General features: G+C 59.6%; 22 protein-coding genes. 5 read left to right on the top strand and 17 right to left on the bottom strand.

Translation table 11 applies throughout. The annotated features are described in order from the left end of the window. Positions 1-3: 3 nt before the first annotated feature. Positions 4-1,104: an efflux RND transporter periplasmic adaptor subunit gene (locus NTD86_RS15240; RefSeq protein WP_262203393.1), complete on the bottom strand. Its 1,101-nt coding sequence runs from the start codon at positions 1,102-1,104 to the stop codon at positions 4-6. A 90-nt stretch (positions 1,105-1,194) separates the two neighbouring features. Between NTD86_RS15240 and NTD86_RS15235 the strand changes: the two genes are divergently transcribed. Then, positions 1,195-1,830, top strand: a complete 636-nt coding sequence (locus NTD86_RS15235) for a TetR/AcrR family transcriptional regulator (protein ID WP_262203392.1) — start codon at positions 1,195-1,197, stop codon at positions 1,828-1,830. Positions 1,831-2,313: 483 nt separating this feature from the next. Here NTD86_RS15235 and NTD86_RS15230 read toward each other — a convergent pair whose 3' ends face one another. The 7 genes from NTD86_RS15230 to NTD86_RS15200 form a co-directional block, all read right to left on the bottom strand. Then, positions 2,314-3,486: a PotD/PotF family extracellular solute-binding protein gene (locus tag NTD86_RS15230; protein ID WP_262203391.1), complete on the bottom strand. Its 1,173-nt coding sequence runs from the start codon at positions 3,484-3,486 to the stop codon at positions 2,314-2,316. Then, positions 3,483-4,457 carry a CobW family GTP-binding protein gene (locus NTD86_RS15225; RefSeq protein ID WP_262203390.1) on the bottom strand — a complete coding sequence of 325 codons (975 nt, stop codon included), beginning with the start codon at positions 4,455-4,457 and terminating at the stop codon, positions 3,483-3,485. The genes NTD86_RS15230 and NTD86_RS15225 overlap by 4 nt, the downstream gene beginning before the upstream one ends. Further along, positions 4,454-4,771: a hypothetical protein gene (locus tag NTD86_RS15220; RefSeq protein ID WP_262203388.1), complete on the bottom strand. Its 318-nt coding sequence runs from the start codon at positions 4,769-4,771 to the stop codon at positions 4,454-4,456. The genes NTD86_RS15225 and NTD86_RS15220 overlap by 4 nt, the downstream gene beginning before the upstream one ends. A gap of 13 nt (positions 4,772-4,784) precedes the next feature. After that, the gene (locus tag NTD86_RS15215) at positions 4,785-5,534 is read right to left on the bottom strand and encodes an SDR family NAD(P)-dependent oxidoreductase (protein WP_262203387.1); all 750 of its coding nucleotides are present in this window, start codon (positions 5,532-5,534) and stop codon (positions 4,785-4,787) included. A 50-nt stretch (positions 5,535-5,584) separates the two neighbouring features. After that, on the bottom strand, positions 5,585-6,346 hold the full coding sequence (locus tag NTD86_RS15210; protein ID WP_262203386.1) for an SDR family NAD(P)-dependent oxidoreductase: 762 nt from the start codon (positions 6,344-6,346) through the stop codon (positions 5,585-5,587). A 10-nt stretch (positions 6,347-6,356) separates the two neighbouring features. Beyond that, complete coding sequence (locus NTD86_RS15205) at positions 6,357-7,697, bottom strand: MFS transporter (protein ID WP_262203385.1); 1,341 nt, start codon at positions 7,695-7,697, stop codon at positions 6,357-6,359. Between the two features lie 67 nt (positions 7,698-7,764). Then, a complete protein-coding gene (locus tag NTD86_RS15200; protein WP_262203383.1) occupies positions 7,765-8,643 on the bottom strand; it encodes a polysaccharide deacetylase family protein in 879 nt (292 codons plus the stop codon). 365 nt (positions 8,644-9,008) lie between these two features. Here NTD86_RS15200 and NTD86_RS15195 point away from each other — a divergent pair, with 365 nt between their 5' ends. Beyond that, positions 9,009-9,998 (top strand): GntR family transcriptional regulator, encoded by a 990-nt coding sequence (locus tag NTD86_RS15195; RefSeq protein ID WP_262203381.1) that lies wholly within the window; start codon positions 9,009-9,011, stop codon positions 9,996-9,998. On the opposite strand, the gene NTD86_RS15190 is transcribed toward NTD86_RS15195, so the two are convergent. Next, positions 9,999-10,781 (bottom strand): class I SAM-dependent methyltransferase, encoded by a 783-nt coding sequence (locus tag NTD86_RS15190; protein ID WP_262203379.1) that lies wholly within the window; start codon positions 10,779-10,781, stop codon positions 9,999-10,001. Positions 10,782-10,873: 92 nt separating this feature from the next. On the opposite strand from NTD86_RS15190, the gene NTD86_RS15185 reads away from it, so the two are divergent. Further along, positions 10,874-11,497 (top strand): energy transducer TonB, encoded by a 624-nt coding sequence (locus NTD86_RS15185; protein ID WP_262203378.1) that lies wholly within the window; start codon positions 10,874-10,876, stop codon positions 11,495-11,497. Here NTD86_RS15185 and NTD86_RS15180 read toward each other — a convergent pair. From NTD86_RS15180 to ppc, 5 genes are all read right to left on the bottom strand, one after another. Then, entirely contained in the window at positions 11,494-12,363 is an 870-nt protein-coding gene (locus NTD86_RS15180; RefSeq protein ID WP_262203377.1) for a DUF72 domain-containing protein, read from the bottom strand. The two genes, NTD86_RS15185 and NTD86_RS15180, sit on opposite strands and share 4 nt — an antisense overlap. 4 nt (positions 12,364-12,367) lie before the next feature. Continuing rightward, positions 12,368-12,664: a hypothetical protein gene (locus tag NTD86_RS15175; RefSeq protein ID WP_262203376.1), complete on the bottom strand. Its 297-nt coding sequence runs from the start codon at positions 12,662-12,664 to the stop codon at positions 12,368-12,370. A 143-nt stretch (positions 12,665-12,807) separates the two neighbouring features. Next, positions 12,808-13,494 (bottom strand): tRNA (adenosine(37)-N6)-threonylcarbamoyltransferase complex dimerization subunit type 1 TsaB, encoded by a 687-nt coding sequence (gene tsaB / locus NTD86_RS15170; protein ID WP_262203375.1) that lies wholly within the window; start codon positions 13,492-13,494, stop codon positions 12,808-12,810. A gap of 95 nt (positions 13,495-13,589) precedes the next feature. After that, the gene (gene adk, locus NTD86_RS15165) at positions 13,590-14,237 is read right to left on the bottom strand and encodes an adenylate kinase (RefSeq protein ID WP_262203373.1); all 648 of its coding nucleotides are present in this window, start codon (positions 14,235-14,237) and stop codon (positions 13,590-13,592) included. A 286-nt stretch (positions 14,238-14,523) separates the two neighbouring features. Next, positions 14,524-17,154, bottom strand: a complete 2,631-nt coding sequence (ppc, locus tag NTD86_RS15160; RefSeq protein ID WP_262203372.1) for a phosphoenolpyruvate carboxylase — start codon at positions 17,152-17,154, stop codon at positions 14,524-14,526. Positions 17,155-17,422: 268 nt separating this feature from the next. Between ppc and NTD86_RS15155 the strand changes: the two genes are divergently transcribed. Beyond that, complete coding sequence (locus NTD86_RS15155) at positions 17,423-17,836, top strand: DUF4398 domain-containing protein (RefSeq protein WP_048368136.1); 414 nt, start codon at positions 17,423-17,425, stop codon at positions 17,834-17,836. 65 nt (positions 17,837-17,901) lie between these two features. Beyond that, entirely contained in the window at positions 17,902-18,681 is a 780-nt protein-coding gene (locus NTD86_RS15150; protein ID WP_262203371.1) for an OmpA family protein, read from the top strand. A 294-nt stretch (positions 18,682-18,975) separates the two neighbouring features. Here NTD86_RS15150 and NTD86_RS15145 read toward each other — a convergent pair whose 3' ends face one another. The 3 genes from NTD86_RS15145 to NTD86_RS15135 all read right to left on the bottom strand — a co-directional run bounded on the left by NTD86_RS15145 (position 18,976) and on the right by NTD86_RS15135 (position 21,543). Continuing rightward, complete coding sequence (locus NTD86_RS15145; protein ID WP_262203370.1) at positions 18,976-19,302, bottom strand: hypothetical protein; 327 nt, start codon at positions 19,300-19,302, stop codon at positions 18,976-18,978. Beyond that, positions 19,299-20,204: an alpha/beta hydrolase gene (locus NTD86_RS15140; RefSeq protein ID WP_262203369.1), complete on the bottom strand. Its 906-nt coding sequence runs from the start codon at positions 20,202-20,204 to the stop codon at positions 19,299-19,301. Before NTD86_RS15140 ends, NTD86_RS15145 begins: the two co-directional genes overlap by 4 nt. 61 nt (positions 20,205-20,265) lie before the next feature. Next, positions 20,266-21,543, bottom strand: a complete 1,278-nt coding sequence (locus NTD86_RS15135; protein ID WP_262203367.1) for a flavohemoglobin expression-modulating QEGLA motif protein — start codon at positions 21,541-21,543, stop codon at positions 20,266-20,268. Positions 21,544-21,565 lie beyond the last annotated feature (22 nt).

The raw sequence follows: 21,565 nt of genomic DNA, 5'->3' as shown, positions 1-21,565 counted from the left end.
GGATTACTCCTTTACCGCAACATTGATGGTCCGGTTGGTCCGATCAATGGGTCGCACCTCTTGGCCAGGGTGCAGCACGTGCACGCCTGCCGACACAATCCAGTCATTGGCCTTCAGGCCTTCCAGCACAGGGACGCTGTTCTCGCCAAACGGCCCGACGCGCACCGGCACTTGTTCCAGCTTGTTGCCTTGGCCGACGCGCCACACATACGTCGCCCCATTTTCAGCGGTCAGGGCCGACAGCGGCACCGACAGCGGGCTCACCCCATCGTTGGGTATAAACACCCGCGCGCTTTGCCCCAACTCGGCAGGCACCTTGCCTTCGGTGAAAGCGATACGGGCGGCAAAAGTCCGCGATTTCGGATCGGCCGAAGGCGACAACTCACGAATCCGCCCGCTGAACCGCTGGCCCGGCTGCGACCACAGCTCAACCTCGACCGGCAGACCGATCTTGAAACGGCCAAAGGCTTGTTCCGGCAAGCTGATCAACACCTCACGCTCGCCATCGGCGGCCAGGGTAAACACGGTTTGCCCTGCGGCCACCACTTGCCCGACTTCCACCTGACGCTGAGCAATCACGCCGTCTTGCGGCGCACGCAACACCGCATAACTGGCCTGGTTGCTGGCCACATCCTGCTCGGCCTTGAGCTGCTGAAGCTTGGCCTCACCGGCGCGGTACATATTTTCGGCATTGTCGTACTGCGAACGGCTGACCATCTGCCGGTCGAGCAAGGTTTTATAGCGATCGCGCTCGGCACGCACCAGATTCAAATTGGCCTGCCCGGCCGCAACTTGAGCACGGGTAGCCTCCAGTTGCAGGCGCACGTCTTGCGGGTCGAGTTCAGCCAGCGGCTGATTGGCCTTGACCCGCTCACCTTCATCGACCAGGCGCTTGGTCACTTTGCCGCCGATACGAAACGCCAGTTGCGGATCAAAGCGTGCCCGCACCTCGCCCGGATAACTTTGCATCGCCACGGCCGAAGGCTGCGGTTGCACCACCAGTGCCGGGCTGATGGTGATTTTGGCGGGCGGCTCCTGGCCACAGGCAGACAGCAAAAACACCAGACAAACAGGCAAAGCGCAGGGCAAGGCTTGGCGCAACATGGGGACGACCTTTCGCTAAAGGGGCTTGGAATATTTATACTGGGCGGCATGTTATTAATACTAAACTCACCAGTCCAGTAATAAACGGATATGTCTGACCATCCTTTACCCCCCAATGCACCCGGGCGCCCCAAGGACATGGCAAAACGCCAGGCCATCCTTGATGCGGCTAAAACCCTGTTTTTGACCAAAGGCTATGCCAACACCAGCATGGATGCGGTCGCTGCGCTGGCGGGGGTATCCAAATTGACGGTCTACAGCCACTTCACTGACAAGGAGACGCTGTTCTCCTCAGCGATCCTGGCCAAGTGTTCCGAGCAATTGCCGGACTTGTTTTTTGAGTTGCCGGACGGAGTGCCGATAGAAACGGTGTTGTCCGCCATTGGCCGAGGTTTTGTGGCGCTGATCAACAGCGAGGAATCACTGAACCTGCATCGGCTGATGATGACCCTCGGCAGCCAGGACCCCAAGCTGTCACAGATCTTCTTTGAAGCAGGCCCGGAGCGGGTGGTGCTGGAAATGGAGCGCCTGCTGAACAAGATCCACCAGACCGGTGCCTTGCACATCGAAGGGGCGCATTACGCCGCAGAACACTTTTTCTGCATGCTCAAGGGCTCGCCCAACTTTCGCTTGCTGTATGGCTACGGCGGGGTGCTGACAGCCGAAGAAACCGAAGCGCATGTGCAGGAAGTGGTGAAGGTGTTCATGCGCGCCTACCGGCCGTGATTGAACGCGCGCCGCTTGCACGGCACAGGTCTGTGGCGCAGTGCTTGGAGTCGCTGACGAGGCTCGAAGACTGCGATCGACTGCTGGCAGTCGTAAAACCATCGCACTCGGTATTTTGGGGGACATATCCATTGCTGCGGTAACGGCCACTTAGGGTTCCGGCCTTACGCCGTGCCACTTTGAAAAGCGCAAAGTGGCCAAACGCTTTTTGCCCTACCACTCGGTGCCTCGCTATGGCTCGGCATACCCTCACACAGGCCTTGCTCCGTGGGCCCGCCGCGATCGGCCATCCCTGGCCGTGTCGCGGCTAACCCGGCGTCCTGCCGGGTTACCCACTGCGCAAAACCTGTGTGAGGCCAGCGTGGTTTAATGGGCTCCTTAGATCAAAAGCCAGATCAAAAGCCGCGCCATAAAATTTTCGTAGGAAATGCCGCAGGCTACGATCTTTTGATCTTTAAAAGATTGCAGTCTACCGGGCTATTTTCACACCCACGCCCGCATGAAGTCGCTCCAGCGACGTACCAGATAGTTGTGTTCATCCATCACCGAGTTCCACACCGCGATGTGCCCCATGCGTTGTTCGTAGGAGCCACCGTCGCGCACTTCGCCAATATCGATCAGCGGCAAGCCGTCACTGCCCAGCAGCGCCTCGCGCGCGGGCTTGCCGGCGTACCAGTAATCCCATTCGGCACTGCTCAGGTGGTCACGGGCACGGGCCGGGTTGCCGATGTAATAGCCCTGACGCGCCATCACCGCGCCCGGCCAGCCGGACAACCACCAATTGAGGTAGGCATAGGCCGCATCCAGCACCGGCCCCTTGGCATGGCGTGACAATGACAAGCCGCCAAACCAGGCGCGATAGCCTTCGCGTGGCACTGCCAGACGGTATTTGACCCCGGCGCGGTGCAGGCGCATCAGGGTCGGCGACCATAAGCTCTGGATATCAATGCTCGGGCTGAGCATCAATCGCGCGGCCACTTCGTCATCCGACCAGAACGCAGCAAAGTGCCCTACTTTCTGTTTGCGCACCAAAATGTCAGCCAGCGCGTCGATCTCTTCGATGCTCATGTTGCCGATGTCATTGAAGGCAACCAGACCCGCGCCCTGCACCGCCAACGCTGCATCCAGCGCGCCAATGGCGGCGTCGCTCTGCAAAGCGATACGCCCGCTCCACGCAGGGTCGAGCAGCCAGCCCCAACTTTCGTTGTCGCAACAAAAGCCTTCGGGCAGACGCTCAGGGCGGTAGGCAAAGCTATCGGCGTTGTGGGTCAGGGGCAGCATACTGATGCGCTCGGTCACCGCACTGCCCAGGCTGCCGTCATGCTGCACGAACAAGCGCTCACACGGCACACTGCCGCTGCCCAGCCGGTCAGTGACAGACAGGCGACCGCGCTTGGGCAAGTCGTTGATCTCATGCCACAACGCAATACGCTGCGTATCGATGGGCTGAATGGCCTTGGCCGGCCAGACAAAATCAACGTTATGAAACCATTGGTCGTACAGGTCGTAGCTGTCGGGATGCATCACTGCGATGCGCTGGGCCTGTTCGACGTCGTGTACCTGGTACACCAGGCGGATGCCCAATTCCTGCTCGGCACGGACCCGCAGGCATTCGAGCAAGGTCACGGAAGTACCCAGGACACGTAAGGTGATCATGCTGCGAACCTGCGCGAGAACACGTCGAAGGAGCGGCGCAGTAACGCCGGGTCGAGCCCGCGCACGATAAACACCAGCCGCGATTGTCGGTCAGTGCCCGGCCAGGCAGGCAGATGAACCGGGGCATGCAGGCAGTGCTGCACACCATGAATGGCGATGGGAGCGTTACTGGCGTTCACGTTAAGCAATCCTTTGACACGAAGAATTCGTTCGCCGTGGCATCTTAGCAGCATCGATAACCACACCCCGAATCCCACCCAGTCCAGCGGCTGATCAAAGGTCAGGCTGCATACTTGCGCAGCGCCGTGAGTGGCGGTGGTGGTCTGGTGTAGCTTCCAGCGACTGACTTCTACACTGGGTTCGGCGCTGCGCAAGCCCTCGCCGAGCAACAGTTGATCGCCACTGCGAATGTCATGGGTATCAAGAATCGGCGTACCGGCATTGAGTTGCTGCAAATGCGCGCGCAGGCGTTCACTGTCGCCCGCCAGATCAGTCTTGCTCAGCAGCAAGCGATCCGCCGCCGCTACCTGGGCCAGCCATTCCGGGTGTAAACGCTCTTGCACGGCCGCGTGAGTGGCATCGACCAAGGTAACCACCAGGCCGATATGAAAACGCCCTCGCAGTTGCACGTCGTTATTCAACGTGGCAAGAATCGGCGCCGGATCAGCCAGCCCGGTGGTTTCCAGAATCACCCGCTTGAACGCTGGAATCTCCCCGCGTTCGCGGCGTTGCAGCAACCCCAGCAGCGCGTCTTTAAGCTCCCCGCGCAGTGAGCAGCAGACGCAGCCACTGGGCAGCAGCACGGTGTCGGGCGCGACCTCCTCCACCAACAGATGATCGATCCCCACATCGCCGAATTCATTAATCAGCAGCGCGGTGTCGCCCAGGCTTTCGCCTTGCAACAGACGCTTGAGCAAGGTGGTTTTGCCGCTGCCAAGAAAGCCGGTGATGACGTTAAGCGCAATGCTCATGAGCCTGACTCCTGTAGCGGTGAAGGTTCCAAATGATCCAGCAGACGCGGATCGAGCGGGTCCAACGGCCGGCCGAGCATGCGCTCGGCGGCCTGCCACAGTGAATCCAGGCCGCTGGCCAGTTCCTGCTTGCCGGTCGGGCCCAGTAGCAGGTAGGACGTGCCCTGGAAGTCTTCGACCTTGAACCGGAACACCGCCAGCACCTGATTGATCGCAGCAATCCGGCGCAGGCGTTCACGCCGCCTGGGCAGTTCATCGCCTAACGGGTCGCTCCAGTGCAGGTCTTCACCTAACAGCCCACAGAGTCCGCACATCACTGCACCTCACTTACGGCATGACGTCGCCGGAGTTCGGACCAAGGGTCTGGCCGACGAACAGGTTGCCACCCGGCTCACTGGCCAGCAACACGGCAACGGGCGCCACTTCATCCGCCAGGCCGAAGCGCCCCAGCGGCAGTTCAGCGGCCTTGGCGCGCTTCCAGGTGTCGCTGATCCCGCCCACCAGCGGCGTTTCGATGGGCCCCGGTGCGATGGCGTTGACCAGTACGTTGTCCTTGGACACTTCCAGGGCCAGGGACTTGGTAAACCCGATCACACCCGCTTTGGCCGCAGCGTAGTGCGTCAGCTCGGCGCCGCCCTTGATGCCCAATTGCGAGGCCACGTTGATGATCCGCCCCCAGCGTTGCGCCAGCATGTGCGGCAAGGCGCGCTGGCTGGCGATGAATACACTGGTGAGGTCGACGCGCAGCATGTCGTTCCACATCTCAATGGACAGGTCTACGCAACGCCCCTGGGTCAGCATGCCGGCGTTGTTAACCAGAATATCAATGCCGCCGTAGTGCTCGACGCAGCGGTCGACACTGGCCTGAGCCCCTTCGACAGTGCCGACATCGGCCACACATTCGAACACGTCGGCACCGAGATTTCGGCACGTGGCTGCGGTTTCAGCGAGGCTCTCGGCATTGCGATCAGCCAATACCAGGCGTGCACCTTCGGCGGCGTAGGCCCTCGCTATGGCAGCGCCGATGCCACTGCCCGCGCCCGTAATCACGGCGCGGCGATGAGTGAGTTGTGTCATGCAAAAACTCCAGATCCTGAGAAATTGTGTAGTCGCGGCCGGGGGGCGAATCAATCCGGCCAGCGAACGGTCAGGCCACCGTCGATGACGATGCTTTGTCCGGTCAGGTAGCTTGACGCATCACTGGTCAGAAACTGCACCAGCGACGCCACTTCATCGGCCCGCCCGACCCGGCCCAACGGGATCGCCCGTGCAGCCTTGGCCAACCCTTGCGGCCCCAGCGAGTTTTTCGCATCCAGAGATTGCGGGGTCTCGATCAAGCCCGGAATCACCGCGTTGCAACGAATCCCCAAAGGCGCCAGTTCGACCGCCAGCGAGCGGCACAACCCCGGCACTCCGGCCTTGGCCGCCGCGTAGTGGCTGTGTTCCTGCCAGCCATACACGCCACCGGCGATGGACGAAATGGCAACCAGCGCACCGCCCTCGCTCATATGCCGGGTCGCTGCGCGGAAGGTGCGCATCACCCCCGTCAGGTCGACATTGAGCATCTCGTCCCACAGTGCGTCGGTCATTTCCAGCAGCGGCGCACGACGCAGCAACCCGGCGTTGGCGACGGCGTAATCCAGGCGCCCGAAGTGTTTCACCGCCTGCTCGGCCAGCGCCTCCACAGACGCGCTATCCCCCACATCCAGCGTCAGCATCAGGCACTCGCCGCCTGCCTGCTCCACCAGAGCAACAGTGGCCTGGGGATCATGCGGGTCCGCCGGGTAATACCCGCCGACCACCGCCACGCCATGGCGCGCATAGGCCACGGCCAGTGCTTGGCCGATACCGCTGGCGGCCCCTGTAATCAAGGCAACTTTACGCATCATCAAACACTCCTTACTGAACGGTTTCCGGACGCACATGGCGCGCGGCAAACATCAGGGCACCGGACAAAAAGCACGGGACGGCGCCGAACCACAGCGCGGCGGTCTGCCAGTCGCTGCCAGCGGACAACACTTGGGTCGCGCCAAAACCTGCAACCACTGCACCCAGCGGCCCCATCGCATGAATAATCGCGCCGCCGGTGGCTCGGATGCTGGTCGGGAAACTTTCACTGATAAAGAACAGCGCCGCCGAGTACGGGCCGATCAGGAAGAACAGCCCCAGGCTGTATAAACCGACCACCACGGCCATGTTGTGCGGGCCAAAGAGCATCCCGGCGAAGGACAGACCGCCGAGCATCCAGCCTAGGCCAATCACGTTGCGACGACCGATCCTGTCGCCCATCCAGCCGTGGCTCAGGTAGCCGCAGTAGCCCACCAGGTTGGACAGTACGAGGATGATCAGCGAGTTTTCAAAAGAGACATGGTGCACGCTGACGATCACTGAAGTACCGAGCACGCTGAACACCTGGATCGCCGCCCAATTGAGCAGCAAGGCCGCGCCGATCACCAGCGTGGCACGGCGGGCCGGGCCACGGAACGCGGCTTTAAGGCCCGCCTTGCTGTGCTCGTCGTAATCCACGCCGTAGGTTTGAGCGACGTTTTGAGCTTCTTTTACTGCGCCGTTTTTACGCAGTTCGCTGATGCGTTGATGGATCTGGAACTGCGGGCTTTCCTTGAGCTTGCGCGCCATGATGGCGATCACGATGGCCGGGATCGCAGCGAAAATGAAGCAACCTTGCCAGCCGATCACCGGCAACAGAATGGCGGTCAAACCCGCGGCAATCAACGCACCCACCGGCCAGCCGCCCTGTACCAGGCTGTAGATGAAACCACGACGCTTGGTCAATTTCGGGTCTTGGGAGGCACCGTATAACTCGCTCAAATAGGTGGCGTTGACGGTTTCTTCGGCATACCCAAGGCCAGCCAGCGAACGGATCAGAATCAGTGGCGACTTGCCCCACGCTCCACCCAGTGCAGTCAGCGCCGAGCACAGTGCAGAACCCGCGACGGTGAAAATAATCCCTTTACGACGCCCCAGCTTGTCGACAATCGGGCCGATGGCCAGCGCAATCACCGCCGTCCCCACCGCCACCCACGTCGCGATTTCTGCCTGTTCTATCTCACTCCAGCCAAAGTGCTTGCCGATCTCCGGCAGCAAAGTGCCAAACAAAATGAAGTCATACACCGCAAACACCCAGGCGAAAAAAGCGATCCAGGTGGCGAAACGCACCTCCTGGGAGGTCAGTTGTCTGGGTTTCCAGCCAGTCAGGTCAAGCTTGTCGTAGATAGACATAAATCGCGCCTCAAGGGTGGGTTGCCCCCTGTCGGAGCGAGCAGGCTCGCTTCGACGGGATTGGTATTCAGGTACGTGGGTTACGGCGGATAAAGTCGTCGGCGATTTCGTCGAAAGTGACGAAGCGCACACCAGCATGGCTCTGAATGTGTTCGATCAGGCGTTCAAGCATCAGCAGCACTTGCGGGCGGCCGGACACGTCGGGGTGGATGGTCATGGTGAACACCGCGTGTTCATGCTCGCGGTACACCCAGTCGAACTGGTCGCGCCACATTTCTTCAAGATGGCGCGGGTTGACGAAACCATGGCTGTTGGGCGCCTTTTTGATGAACATCATCGGTGGCAGGTCGTCGAGGTACCAGTTGGCCGGGATCTCCACCAACTCGGTTTCCTCGCCGCGCACCAGCGGTTTCATCCACGTGTCGGGGTGCTGGCTGTAGTCGATCTTGGTCCAGCTGTCGCCCTTGCGGACGTAGTACGGGTGGAAATCGTTGTGCATCAGGCTGTGGTCGTACTTGATGCCTTTTTTCAGCAGCAGCTCGTTGGTGACCTTGCTGAACTCCCACCACGGGGCCACGTAGCCCGTCGGGCGCTTGCCAGTCACTTGGCTGATCAGTTCGATGGATTTATCGAGGACGATTTCTTCCTGCTCGGCGGTCATGGCGATGGGGTTTTCGTGGCTGTAGCCGTGTACGCCAATTTCGTGACCGGCGTCAGCCACGGCCTTCATTTGCTCAGGAAAGGTTTCCATCGAATGGCCGGGAATAAACCAGGTGGTGCGCAGGCCATAGCGCTCAAACAGTTTCAGCAGGCGTGGCGCACCCACTTCACCGGCGAAGAGGCCGCGAGAAATATCGTCTGGCGAGTCCTCACCGCCGTAGGAACCTAGCCAGCCGGCGACGGCGTCAACGTCGACGCCGAACGCACAGAGGATGTCTTTAGCCATTACGAACCTCCTAAACAATCAATGGGCAGAGAGCCGCCCTTTCAAAAAACGTACAAATTAATAAAAAGTACGTTTTATCAAAGGCAGCTTTCATGCCAGTCGCGCCATCGACAGGTTCAAGAGAATCAGGATTTCACCGAGAGTCACGGGATAGAAGGGTTTAAAGGCTGTTCAAAAATCGGCCTGTCGCTTGCAATATCTCGCGAATGAAATAATGTATCTTTTTTGAATAGATACATTTTGGTGCAAAAAAGTAACACCCTCCTTCTTCATCGCCCCAAAAAGTGTCGCGGATGTGGCGCTGAGTGACAGACACAACTATGAGAGAATCCCCGGCTACCTCCTTATGTGCCCCAGAGAAACCGATGAAAGCAGTGTCCGCCTCGGCATCCCGTTACGCGATGATTCATCAAGTGTTGCGTGAAGCCATCATCAACGGCACCGCTCGTCACGGTCTGGTTTTGCTCGAAGCGCCGTTGGCTGATCTGTTCGGCACCAGCCGCGTGCCGGTACGCAAGGCGCTGGACCTGCTGCATGACGAAGGCTTGATCTGCCGCTTCAATGGCCGGGGCTACTTGATCAACCCCGAGGGCCTGGATCTGGAGCCGCAGCGCCTACCGTTGACCCACGCACATTTGGGGCTCAATGACGAAGCGGAGTTGGTGGACACGCGTCCGCTGGGCGAGCGGATCGTCGAGGAGATCGGCTCAGCGCTGTCGACGTGCATTGTTTTTGGTCACTATCGGCTCGACGAACAGGTCGCCGCTGACCACTTCAACGTCAGCCGCGCCGTGGTCCGTGAGGCGCTGATGCGCTTGCGCGACCGGGGTCTGGTAGAAAAAGAACCTTACTCGCAATGGCTGGCCGGGCCGTTGACTGCGCGGGAAGTGACCGAAGACTACGAACTGCGCGCCTGCCTGGAGCCAGAAGCCTTGCGCCAGAGTGCACCGGGCCTTGAAAGAGCGATGCTCGAAGCCATGCTGCAACGTGTGCTGGATGCGCAGAGCGCCACATTGTGCAGCCTGGAAGACATTGAGCAGATCGAGCAAGACTTGCATCAGCACTGCCTGGCCGGCCTGCAAAACCGCAAGATCGCCATGCTGATCCGCCAAGGCCAGAGCCCGATGATCATCAGCCGGATTTTTTACCGTTTGCTGGGGATCGGCGCCGATCCGGCGATGCTCGCAGAGCATCGGCTGATCCTCGAACTCTTGCTGCATGGCGCCTTCGACGCCGCCGCACTCAACCTGCGCGAACACTTGCAACGGGCCCGGCAACGAATGTTGCAGAAGCTCAAAGTGCTATCGGTGTTACCGGAGCAACCGCTGCCCGCCTATCTGCAAAAGCTCAGCTGATCAGGGCTTGAGCGCTTTCTTCGGATAAATATCGTAACGGCTCGATTTGCCGTCCAGTGCATGGCTCGGCTTGGGCCCGGCAATGCAGGGTGCCTTGCGTGGGCGCTTGACCACGACACGGTGAGTCGCCAGCGCCAGCGCGGCCTCCAGCAACGCGGGCGCGTCGTTGTCATCCCCCACTAAAGGGCGGAACAGGCGCATTTCTTTCTTCACCAAAGCGGTTTTCTCACGGTGTGGGAACATCGGGTCGAGATAGATCACCTGCGGCGGCTCGCCTTCCCAATTGCGCATCACGTCGATGGAGTTTCCTTTGAGCAAGTGCATGCGCGAGACAATCGGCGCGACCTCAAAATCCTCTTGCCCACGGGCCAGCCCGTCTTCCAGCAAGGCGCCAATCAAAGGCTGGCGCTCGATGAGACTCATGTCACAGCCCAGGCTCGCCAGCACGAAAGCATCCTTGCCCAGACCCGCCGTGGCATCCAGTACCCGCGGACGCACGCCCTGCTGAATCCCCACGGCCTTGGCAATCATCTGCCCGGTGCCACCGCCGAACAGGCGTCGATGGGCCGCGCCGCCTTCCACAAAATCCACCCGGACCGGGCCGGGTGCATCCGGGCCTAGCTGTTGCAGTTGCAACCCCTGGGCGCCGACTTGCAAGGCGAAGTCTGCCTGCGGCTCGTCCAGTGGCAGGCCCAGGCGCTCAGCCCATTGCTCGGCCAGGGCCTGATAGGCCTCGTCCAACGCCTCGACTTTGATACGACTGCCTGCTGCTTGCTCACTCATCTAAAACACGCTCAAAAATTTAATGATCGGCAAACACTGCCGATAAATGAAATATCCGGCATTTTGCCAGAGCTGGGCGTCGACCGAGAGCTATGTCAGACATTCATTCCACATCTATCGGCTTTATCGCCCCCGTTGGCGACTATGGCCGGCACAATTCGCAAGTCACAGGCAGCGTCAACCACCTGTGGAAGGACTTCTATGCCCAGGCGATGGCAGAGCAGTCGTCAGCGGATACAGCGTTCCCGGCCATTGATGCCCCCACAGTCCCGGTGGATGAGCAGGCCGAGCCCGTGGGTGGCGATGATGTCTTGAGCAACATCATGACCCAGCGCCGCTGCGATGTTCAGGACACCGAGCTACAACCACCCGAGGCGCTGTTCTTGCCTATCGCCGAGTTCGAGCTGGATCTACTGCCGCCCCCGGCACCGCCCTTCCCGCCTGAGGAAATTACCGCGCAACAGCACCAGCAGGCGTTCAACACCACGTGGGTTCGCCCCTTGGTCATGGCGCAAGGTCACCCGCTACCCGAACCTGGGCCGGCGCCTGAACCGCGGCCTTTGCACCTGCCCATTGCCGAGTTTGAATTGGACTTGCTGGACAAGCCGGCCGAGCCGTTCGACGCCGTGACCTTGATGGAGCAACAGCACGCCCTGGATTTTGACCTGGCCTGGGCCCGCCCGCTGGTCGTCAACAACCTGCGGCTGGCGGCTTAAAGCAAGCCCAGTTGCTCGACTGTCTGTGGCTGATGCAATTGGGCCAGCGCCGGCAGCCCCGGCAAGCGCTCGGTCAACTGCTGATGGAAACGCCGCGCCAGTTCCGGTGCCAGATGGTTGTCCGGGGTGTGCAAAAACACATACGGCGTGCGCCCTTCTTCTATCCAGTCAGCGACTTTTTCAACCCAAGGCTTCAAGTAAGGGTCATTGGCTTGCAGCTCCGGACGCCCGATAAAACGCACCTGCGGGGACTGAGTAAAAGCTGCCGGGCGCGGTGGAACTCTGGGCTTTTTGGATTGAGCGTGCAGCACTGCCGGATCTCTGGAGTCGCAACTGAACAGCGCCCGCGAATCAAGGCAAATACGCTCGACCCCGCGCTCCATCAACAAGCGATTGAGCAAGCGCTCGGCATCGCCCTTGGCGAAAAACTCCGGATGCCGCACTTCGACGGCCAGTGGGCGTTGCAGGTCGTCGATAAAGCTCAGCAACTCAGCCAACCGATGCGGCCCGAAGCTCGCCGGCAATTGCAGCCAAAACGGTGCGACACGCGTGCCCAAGGGCTTTAGCAGTTGCAGGAAGCTCTCGGTGGCCAGCACCTGCTCACGCAAATCGCCGCTGTGGCTGATCTCCCGCGGGAACTTGGCGGTGAAGCGAAAGTGTTCAGGCATGCTCTGCGCCCAGCGCTCGACTGTGGCGGGCTTGGGGCTGGCATAGAACGTGGTATTGCCTTCAACGGTATTGAACACCTGCGCGTACAGGCTCAAAAACTCAGTGGATTGGGCATTTTGGGGGTACAGGCCTTCGCGCCAGGCGTTTTCACTCCAGGACGGGCAGCCGAGGTAATAAGGCAGTTGGGCATCAGTCATGCCGTCAAATGTACAGGTCCAGCCCCATCACTTCTATTTCCCAGTCCACAAAACCTTGGGTGGTCAGGTAACTGGCGAGGGCGCTGGCGGCGTTTTTGCTCATGCCGCGCTGGAAAATCATGTCTTGGGAGCGCACCGGCAACTGGCTGATCCGCTCGCCCGAAGCGGTCTGGCGGGTGATTTGCGGAAGGTTTTCACTGTCGGCGGGGCTTTCGTCCACCGGCTCGTCAACCTGCACCTTGCCTTTACGCGGCTTGCGCTTGATGGGGTAAGACTGAGAGGAAAAGCCGTCAATGCGCATAGGGGCAAGCTCGGTAGCGATAACCGCAATTTAGCGGCGTTGGCCAGACTAAGCAAATGGCCGGGTGACCCACTGTAGGATCGAGCTTGCCTCGCGATCTGTTCGACATCAAAAATCGCGAGGCAGGCTCGCTCCTACAGACTTTAGATAAGGCCACGCTCGGCACGGGTTGCCGCCACCTTGTCACGCAGGTAGACCGGCTGGGCGTCATCGGCACGGATGGCTTCGCCACGTTCCCAGGCAAAACGCGCCAGGGTCAGCAAGTCTTCGGCGTGGGGCAACATGCCGGCGTCCATTGCATAAGGTTTGACGTTCAAGCGCTCGGCATAGCCCCAGCCGGTGCCCGCGCCAAACCATTCACCGCTAGCAGCGTCCGGCAACGCGGCGAGTTGCGGCGCCAAGACGGCTTCAACGCCTTGCAGGCGCATTTCACCCGCCTGCTCGCGGTAGCAACCCCAGTACACTTCGTCCATGCGCGCATCGATGGCCGAGGCTACCTGGGTCGCGCCATGTTCGCGATAAGCACGCTGGGCCAAAACGGCCAGGTTGGAGACAGGCAATACCGGGCGATCCAGGGCGAAGGCCAGGCCTTGCACCACACCAATGGCGATGCGCACGCCGGTGAACGCCCCCGGCCCTCGACCAAAGGCAATCGCCTCGACCGCCGACAGCTCAACCCCGGCCTGCGCCAGCAGCTCTTTAATCATCGGCAACAGCTTTTGCGCATGCAGGCGCGGGATCACCTCGTAGTGGCTCGTGACCTTGCCATCGTGCAGCAAAGCAACAGAGCAAGCTTCAGTCGCGGTATCCAGGGCCAGCAAGGTGCTCATCGGTGTTCCCGTCACAATCAAAATTGAAAAAAGTGCAGCAGTATAAACAACAACAGCCCGCAAGCGGGCTGTTGTGACGAAGCAAAATCGACTTATCAGTTCAGCGCTTCAAACACCTTGGCGGTGATCGCTTCAACCGAGCCAACCCCTTCAATATGGCTGTACTTCGGCTTGCCCTGAGCAGACTCCAGCTTCTGGTAGAACTCAACCAGCGGCTTGGTTTGCGAGTGGTAAACCGACAGGCGGTGACGAACGGTTTCTTCGGTGTCGTCCTTGCGCTGCACCAGGTCTTCACCGGTCACATCGTCCTTGCCTTCAACCTTTGGCGGGTTGTGCGCGATGTGGTAAACGCGGCCCGACGCTTCGTGGACGCGACGGCCGGCAATGCGCTGAACGATTTCTTCGTCTTCGACGGCGATTTCAACCACGTGGTCCAGTTCAACACCGTTGTCGACCAGTGCCTGAGCTTGAGGAATGGTGCGCGGGAAACCGTCAAACAGGAAGCCATTGACGCAGTCTGGCTGGGCAATGCGCTCTTTAACCAGATTGATGATCAGATCGTCGGAAACCAGACCGCCGCTGTCCATAACGCTTTTTGCTATAAGACCCAGCTCGGTGCCGGCCTTCACGGCTGCACGCAACATATCGCCAGTGGAGATTTGCGGGATGCCAAATTTTTCAGTGATGAACTTCGCCTGAGTACCTTTACCGGCCCCGGGAGCTCCCAGCAGAATTACGCGCATCGATGTGCTCCTCAATTTTTTATTTAAATGACAACAGACTCGCCTCTTGGGGCCAATCTCAAAATCGGGTGATGGCCACACAAACGGCCAAAGGGCTGACCAAGATACACAGCCGTCCCGGACCACACAAGCGGGCCAAAGTAGGAATAATCAGTGGTAAACCAGCCCTTGCGACGCGGTGTCACAGCTCGCCACCCTGCCATAAACTGTCGCGCCAAGGCCGGGCCACACCCCAAAAAGGCCCGTTGCCAGACACCTCGACACGACATTTGGCTGGCGCAAAAGCTTAGCCGGTGTTGCGCAAACCTGCTGCAATCCCGGCCACAGTGACCAGCAGCGCTTGTTCCAGAGGGCTGCCCTGATCTGTTTGCTGGCGCCGCGAGCGCGCGAGCAGCTCGGCCTGCAACAGGTGCAACGGATCAAGGTAGGTATTGCGCAAACGAATGAACTCCAGCGTGTCCGGGCTGTGCGCCATCAGTTGAGACTGCCCGGTCAAACCCAATACCACCTCACACGCCTGCGACAATAAGTCGCGTAAGTGCGCACCTAAAGGCAGCAGTTCAGGGCCCACCAAACGCTCATCGTAGAGCCGTGCAATATCGGCGTCGGCTTTGGCCAGGACCATTTCCAGCATGTCGATACGGGTACGGAAGAACGGCCACTGTTCGCGCATGTGCGCCAATTGCTCGCCTTCCCCGCGCGCCAGCGCCTGGGTGAGCGCGGTTTCCCAGCCGAGCCAGGCGGGCAGCATCAGACGGGTTTGGGTCCAACCGAAGATCCACGGGATGGCCCGCAAGCTTTCGATCCCGCCCGCCCGACGCTTGGCCGGACGACTGCCCAATGGCAGGCGACCCAGCTCCTGTTCCGGAGTGGACTCGCGGAAATACTCGACAAATTGCGGGTTGTCGCGCACCACCGAGCGATACGCCTTGACGCCATCGGCAGCCAGTTCGTCCATCAGCACCCGCCAGCCCGGCTCCGGCAGTGGGGGCGGCAGCAAGGTGGCTTCCAGTACCGCCGACAGGTACAGGTTGAGATTTTGCTCGGCGATGTCTGGCAGGCCAAATTTGAAGCGAATCATCTCGCCCTGTTCGGTCGTACGGAAACGCCCCGCCACCGACCCCGGAGGTTGCGACAGAATCGCCGCATGGGCCGGGCCGCCACCCCGTCCAACGGTGCCGCCACGGCCATGGAACAACAGCAGATCAACGCCCTGCTCGCGGCAGATATTGACCAGGTTTTCTTGCGCCCGGTATTGCGCCCAGGCCGCGGCCGTGGTCCCCGCATCCTTGGCGGAATCGGAGTAGCCGATCATCACTTCCTGCGGCCCATGCAGGCGTGCGCGATAACCCGGCAACAGCAACAAACGCTCGATCACCGGCCCGGCGTTGTCCAGGTCTGCCAGGGTTTCAAACAGCGGCACCACGCGCATCGGGCGCTCAAGCCCGGCTTCCTTGAGCAGCAATTGCACTGCCAGCACGTCAGAAGCCGCGCCCGCCATCGAGATCACGTAAGAGCCCAGCGATGCCCCCAGTGCCGAGGCCACTTCACGGCAGGTGGCAAGCACTTCCGCGGTTTCGGCGCTGGGCTTGAAATAACCCGGTAGCAGCGGGCGACGGTTGTTCAATTCGCGCATCAGGAAGAGCAGGCGCTCATCTTCATCCCAATCCTCATAGCGGCCAAGGCCCAGGTAATCGGTGATCTCAGTCATGGCCGAGGTGTGGCGAGCTGCGTCCTGACGCACATCCAGACGCACCAGAAACAGGCCAAACGTCACCGCTCGGCGCAGGCAATCAAGCAGCGGACCATCGGCAATCACGCCCATGCCACAGGCGTGCAGCGACTCATGACACAGCTTCAAGGGCGCCAGCAGGTCTTGATTGTCATGCAATGTGCCTTCTGGCGCGGGCTGCGCGGTGCTTAAGGCGCTCTGTGCCCACGCGCGGGTGATGCGCAAGCGCTCGCGCAGTTGTTTGAGCACTGCGCGGTAAGGTTCTGCGTTTTCCCCCGCGACTGCGAGCAGTTGCGGCGTGGCCTGCTGCATCGACAAATCGGCGGCGAGTTTATCGATGTCACGCAGGTACAGATCGGCGGCCATCCAGCGCGCCAATAAGAGCACTTCACGGGTGACGCTGGCGGTGACATTGGGGTTGCCGTCTCGGTCACCGCCCATCCAGGAGGCAAAGCGAATCGGTGCTGAATCCAGTGGCAAATGCAGGCCTGTGGCCTCATGCAGCGCCGCGTCGGCGGTGCGCAGCATGTTCGGCACCGCCTGCCACAGCGAATGTTCAATGACCGCAAACCCCCACTTGGCCTCATCCACGGGTGTGGGCCGAGTGCGACGGATTTCTTCGGTATGCCAGGCTTCAGCGATCAGTCGCTGCAAACGTTCTTCGATCCGCGATTTCTCGGCCAGGGTCAGGTCGCGGTGATCCTGAGCAGCCAACTGCTCGGCAATCGCGTCGTACTTCTGGATCAGGGTGCGGCGTGTGACCTCGGTCGGGTGGGCCGTCAGAACCAGTTCAATCTCAAGACCGCTGAGTTGGCCGGCCAACGACTTAGCGTCATGCCCTTCGGCCAGCAAACGGCTCAACAACGTGGGCAGCACTTGCGACTCAAAGGGTTGCGGCTGGTCATCGCCACGCCGGTGAATCAGTTGGTATTGCTCGGCGATATTGGCCAGGTTCAAAAACTGGTTGAACGCCCGCGCCACGGGCAACACTTCTTCATCGCTCAAGGCATCGAGAATGGCGCTCAGTTCCTCACCCGGCGTACCGCGTCGGTCGTCTTTGGCGCCCTGGCGAATCCGTTCAATCTTGGCGAGAAAGGCTTCGCCGTATTGGTCACGAATCGTTTTACCCAACAACTCACCGAGCAGGTGAACATCATCGCGCAAGCGTGCATCAATATCGGTCATCAGCAATTTCTCCAGCAGATTCTGGGGTAGCTCGTGCCTCAAGAGTGCTTCGCAATGGACGTCGCTGGCAAGCCATGTGCGCGCTGAATAGCCAATTTGTCTATGACCCACGGGTCAAAAAAATTTTAGGCAATTTGCCACCTTTTTTATTGAACTATTCAATTTTCGTTCAGGTCACACCTTTGACCATCACTGCAGGAACCTGTGTCCTACTACTCCAGGTAACCCAACAGTCGTGATGGAGTTGATGTTTTTAAGGAGTTTCCTAATGGAGTTGAAGACCATGATGACCCGCACTGTCAAAACCACCTCTCCTCGCCTGCGCGGGCTGAAACTGGCTGCATTGGCGATCGGTGCCAGCTTCGTTTTAGCCGGCTGCGCTGGCAATCCACCAACGGAGCAATACGCTGTGACGCAGTCGGCCGTGAATAACGCCGTCAGCGCAGGCGGTACGGAATACGCTCCAGTGGAAATGAAGTCGGCACAAGACAAGCTCAAACAAGCTGAGCTGGCCATGCATGACAAAAAATATGACGAAGCCCGTCGCCTGTCCGAACAAGCCGAATGGGACGCTCGCGTAGCAGAGCGTAAAGCCCAAGCCGCTAAAGCCGAGAAGGCCGTGCAGGATGCTCAGAAAGCCGTTCAGCAACTGCGTCAAGAAGGCATGCGCGGCCTGCAATAACAGCCGCCCCTCTTTGATCGCAACTGGCGATACAGCATTCCTAATAGATAGAAAGGACAACTATTATGCGCAATACAGTAATGATTCCTGCCCTGCTGGCTCTGAGCGTTGGTTTGGCAGCGTGCTCGCACCAGCCGAACGTCAACCTGGAAAATGCCAAGAGCAACTACTCCGCCCTGCAAACCAACCCGGAAGCGACCAAGGTTGCAGCGCTTGAGACCAAAGACGCTGGCGAGTGGCTGGACAAGGCTGAAAAGGCCTATCAGGACAACGACAAAGAATCCAAGGTCGACCAACTGGCTTACCTGACCAACCAGCGTGTTGAACTGGCCAAGCAAACCATCGCCCTGCGCACTGCTGAAAACCAGCTGAAAAACGCTGGCAACGATCGTGCCCAGGCCCTGCTGGATGCCCGTGACGCGCAGATCAAACAACTGCAAGGCCTGAACGCCAAGCAAACTGATCGCGGCACACTGGTAACGTTCGGTGACGTACTGTTCGACTTCGACCGTGCCAACTTGAAACCCAACAGCCGTGAAAGCATCGCCACCCTGTCCAACTACCTGATCCAGAACCCGGATCGCAAGGTGATTGTCGAGGGTTACACCGACAGCAAAGGTACTGCTTCCTACAACCAGAACCTGTCCGAGCGCCGTGCCAACGCGGTTAAAGCGGCACTGGTACGTGCAGGTGTAGACCCATCGCGTATCGTTGCTCAAGGTTATGGCAAGGAATATCCGGTAGCGGATAACAACAGCAACTCGGGCCGTGCTCAAAACCGCCGCGTTGAAGTGACCATCTCCAACGACAACCAGCCGGTTGCTCCACGTTCTTCGATTCGTTAATCGCTGAGCGCTCTATAAAAAGCCCCGTCTGAGTGATCAGGCGGGGCTTTTTGTTGAATGGCTTTTCCCTCACCCCAGCCCTCTCCCGGAGGGAGAGGGAGCTCTACCGAAGTGATTTCACATTCAGCGCAAGGCTTACGCACCGACAAAAATCTGCAGCATCTCTCAATCAGTCCACTCTAGAAAGCGCTTGCACATTCAGCGCCAGACTCACGCACCGACAAAATTCTGCAGCATCTCTCAATCAGTCCCCTCTCCCTCTGGGAGAGGGTTAGGGTGAGGGTGCTTTTGATCTTAAGGTTGCAGCTTCGGCGTTTCTTGCCCCATGCAATGCACAGCCTGTTTCTTGTTGTTGACCAACACCCCAGTCAGACCTTTTTGTTCGGTATCAAATAACACCACGATTCCGTCAATGCACTGCGCCACTTGGCTGGCCGGGGCCAGGGAGATTTTGTAGTCCTCGCCCGGCAAGGTCTTGAGCATGGTGTAGTCGTTGAGTAACAACGCATCCTCAGGTTTGGCGAAGTGCAAATAGCCGTAGTACCACAGGCACGCCACCGTGCCGATGATGCTGCCAATGCCAGTGATGATCAGGGGGATGGCGTTACGCTCTTCACTCATTGCTGGGTCTCGGCTTGTGGCGCTTGGGTTGGCGGATAGTTCGGGATTTCACCCAGCCGACGCACACCGTTGAAATGCTGCGGATCTTCCAGGTATTTGAGCATCACTTGCCGCCAGGTCGGGTCGGCAAATGTCTGTACGTGGCCGCCGCGGGTCAATTGCAGCACCTTGGGCGGCGGTGCGGACTGGTACAGGCGGATGCCGTTGGACAGCGGCACGGTCGGGTCGTCCAGGCTGTGGAAAATCAGCACCGGGACGTCTTTCATCTCGGGCATTGCATACACCGCACTGTCTGCATCGGGCACCAGCCAGGACAGCGGCACTTGCAGGGGCCAGGTCACCCACGATGTGCTCAAGGCGTATTGCCCCACGTCACGGTAGCTGGCTGGTACGCCATCGAGCACCACGGCCTTGAGCCGGGCTCTTTGCTCAGGGTGCTGACTCAGGTAATGAACGCCCATCGCACCGCCCAGGCTCTGCCCCAGCACAATCAGCGGCTGGCCCTGAACAGACGGTTGCTGCGCTAACCAGTCAAAGGACGCGTCGATGTCCTGATAGACCGCCGGCAAACCGGGCTTGCCTTGCGACAGGCCATAACCGCGATAGTCGAGCATCAACACCTGGTAGCCCTGCTCAGGCAACCAGGCCACGGCACCCAAGTGGTACGCCAGGTTGCCGCCATTGCCATGCAGATGCAGCACCGTGCCCTTGAGCGGCACGCCGGGCTTGGCCGGGAGCCACCAGCCATGCAACTGGGTGCCATCCGCCGCAGTGAGGTTGACGTCTTTATAAGCAAGGCCCGCGGCCGTTGGGGTAATCGGCTGGCCGGGTTCGGGATAAAACAATAGGGAACTGCACCCGCTGAGGGTGAGCAGCAGGCAGAGTGCAGCCAGGGTTTTCATCTAAGGTCGTCCTTGGCAAACCGGTGCAGGTGCTGCCCAGAGCAGCACCTGCAAGGGAGGTTCACAAAATGTTGGAGTAGTCTGCTTCGATCCGATCCAGGCTCAAATGGTTCAGGAAGTTAGAGAAGCACATCCACGCCGACAGGGCATTCATGTCGCGGAACTGGTCCGGCAAGTATTTGGGGGCAACCACCAAGCCTTCATCTACCAACTGACGCAAGGTGCGCATGTCTTCAAGGGTGGTCTTGCCGCAGAACAACAGCGGCACCTGTTCAAGCTTGCCCTTGCGCACGGCCAACTGAATGTAGTTGTAAACCATGATGAAGCCCTTGAGGTAGGACAAGTCTTTTGTGAATGGCAGACCATTTGGCACCGACCCACGGAAAACCCGACTCGCATTGCCATAGCTTTCCGGCATCTCAAAGCCTTGATCGCGGAAGAACTGATACACCTGCATGAAGTCCGCGCCTTCTTCCACCATATGAATGGCGCGGGTTCGGTTGGTCAGTTTGCGCAGACGGCTGGGATAGGACGCAAAAGTGATGACTTCCATCAAGATCGCCAACCCTTCCTGGGTGACGGTCGAGGACGGCGGCCCTTTGGACAGAAAGGTGCAAATCGGCTGGTTCAGGCCATTGAGCGTGGTGCCCACGTGGACCAGCCCTTCATGAACTTCCAGGGCCCGGACGTCGCGATCGTTGAACATCGCATCGCTGCGGATCTTGATGTAATCAGCCCCCGCCGCCGCGTCCGCGACAATGCCGTCCGACTCGAAGACCCGAATGGTTTCTTCACACTCGCCAAACACTTTGTTCAAGCGGCTTTGCAGCAGGCTCACCGCATCCTTGGCGGTCAGGTTTTTGGCTTCGTCCTTGAGGTCTCCGCGCCCGTCGATGTTGTCCAGGTAATCAGACATCATCAGGCCCAGGTCGGCCAGCGTCGGGTCACCGGCATGGAACGCGTCGGACGCGGCGCCATACAGCTCCTGGGATATCAGCCCGAAGTCTTCAGTGCCGCGCGCTTCGAGCATGCGCACTACCATGCGGTATTCCTTGCACATGCGCCGCATGATTTGCCCCACCGGGTTGAACTGCCCCAGTTGGCGGGTGATGTCGCGCTCGATGTGCTGGAACTCAGACTTGACCGCACTGGAGTCAAAAGACAGCGGCCGGGACAGGTAATAATCACGGCTGACCGCCGGCATTTCCTTACCCTTGGCCTTTAAAAAACCCTGACGGATGCTGTCATCCCACTTCACCGCATCCAGTACGCGGATCGGCGCCTGGGCCAACACAATGCGGTCTGACAACGTGCGTATGGTGCGCTGGTAATCGTCCACCGCGGCTCCTTGAATAAATAGC

The sequence above is a fragment of the Pseudomonas sp. 7P_10.2_Bac1 genome (genome assembly GCF_025465935.1).
GTDB lineage: Bacteria > Pseudomonadota > Gammaproteobacteria > Pseudomonadales > Pseudomonadaceae > Aquipseudomonas.
This window is presented reverse-complemented; position numbering and strand designations above follow the sequence as displayed.

Excerpts from the sequence above, each read along its gene's own strand:
- NTD86_RS15240 (WP_262203393.1), bottom strand. The coding sequence starts at position 1,104 with ATGTTGCGCCAAGCCTTGCCCTGCGCTTTGCCTGTTTGTCTGGTGTTT.
- NTD86_RS15235 (WP_262203392.1), top strand. The coding sequence starts at position 1,195 with ATGTCTGACCATCCTTTACCCCCCAATGCACCCGGGCGCCCCAAGGAC.
- NTD86_RS15230 (WP_262203391.1), bottom strand. The coding sequence starts at position 3,486 with ATGATCACCTTACGTGTCCTGGGTACTTCCGTGACCTTGCTCGAATGC.
- NTD86_RS15225 (WP_262203390.1), bottom strand. The coding sequence starts at position 4,457 with ATGAGCATTGCGCTTAACGTCATCACCGGCTTTCTTGGCAGCGGCAAA.
- NTD86_RS15220 (WP_262203388.1), bottom strand. The coding sequence starts at position 4,771 with ATGTGCGGACTCTGTGGGCTGTTAGGTGAAGACCTGCACTGGAGCGAC.
- NTD86_RS15215 (WP_262203387.1), bottom strand. The coding sequence starts at position 5,534 with ATGACACAACTCACTCATCGCCGCGCCGTGATTACGGGCGCGGGCAGT.
- NTD86_RS15210 (WP_262203386.1), bottom strand. The coding sequence starts at position 6,346 with ATGATGCGTAAAGTTGCCTTGATTACAGGGGCCGCCAGCGGTATCGGC.
- NTD86_RS15205 (WP_262203385.1), bottom strand. The coding sequence starts at position 7,697 with ATGTCTATCTACGACAAGCTTGACCTGACTGGCTGGAAACCCAGACAA.
- NTD86_RS15200 (WP_262203383.1), bottom strand. The coding sequence starts at position 8,643 with ATGGCTAAAGACATCCTCTGTGCGTTCGGCGTCGACGTTGACGCCGTC.
- NTD86_RS15195 (WP_262203381.1), top strand. The coding sequence starts at position 9,009 with ATGAAAGCAGTGTCCGCCTCGGCATCCCGTTACGCGATGATTCATCAA.
- NTD86_RS15190 (WP_262203379.1), bottom strand. The coding sequence starts at position 10,781 with ATGAGTGAGCAAGCAGCAGGCAGTCGTATCAAAGTCGAGGCGTTGGAC.
- NTD86_RS15185 (WP_262203378.1), top strand. The coding sequence starts at position 10,874 with ATGTCAGACATTCATTCCACATCTATCGGCTTTATCGCCCCCGTTGGC.
- NTD86_RS15180 (WP_262203377.1), bottom strand. The coding sequence starts at position 12,363 with ATGACTGATGCCCAACTGCCTTATTACCTCGGCTGCCCGTCCTGGAGT.
- NTD86_RS15175 (WP_262203376.1), bottom strand. The coding sequence starts at position 12,664 with ATGCGCATTGACGGCTTTTCCTCTCAGTCTTACCCCATCAAGCGCAAG.
- tsaB (WP_262203375.1), bottom strand. The coding sequence starts at position 13,494 with ATGAGCACCTTGCTGGCCCTGGATACCGCGACTGAAGCTTGCTCTGTT.
- adk (WP_262203373.1), bottom strand. The coding sequence starts at position 14,237 with ATGCGCGTAATTCTGCTGGGAGCTCCCGGGGCCGGTAAAGGTACTCAG.
- ppc (WP_262203372.1), bottom strand. The coding sequence starts at position 17,154 with ATGACCGATATTGATGCACGCTTGCGCGATGATGTTCACCTGCTCGGT.
- NTD86_RS15155 (WP_048368136.1), top strand. The coding sequence starts at position 17,423 with ATGGAGTTGAAGACCATGATGACCCGCACTGTCAAAACCACCTCTCCT.
- NTD86_RS15150 (WP_262203371.1), top strand. The coding sequence starts at position 17,902 with ATGCGCAATACAGTAATGATTCCTGCCCTGCTGGCTCTGAGCGTTGGT.
- NTD86_RS15145 (WP_262203370.1), bottom strand. The coding sequence starts at position 19,302 with ATGAGTGAAGAGCGTAACGCCATCCCCCTGATCATCACTGGCATTGGC.
- NTD86_RS15140 (WP_262203369.1), bottom strand. The coding sequence starts at position 20,204 with ATGAAAACCCTGGCTGCACTCTGCCTGCTGCTCACCCTCAGCGGGTGC.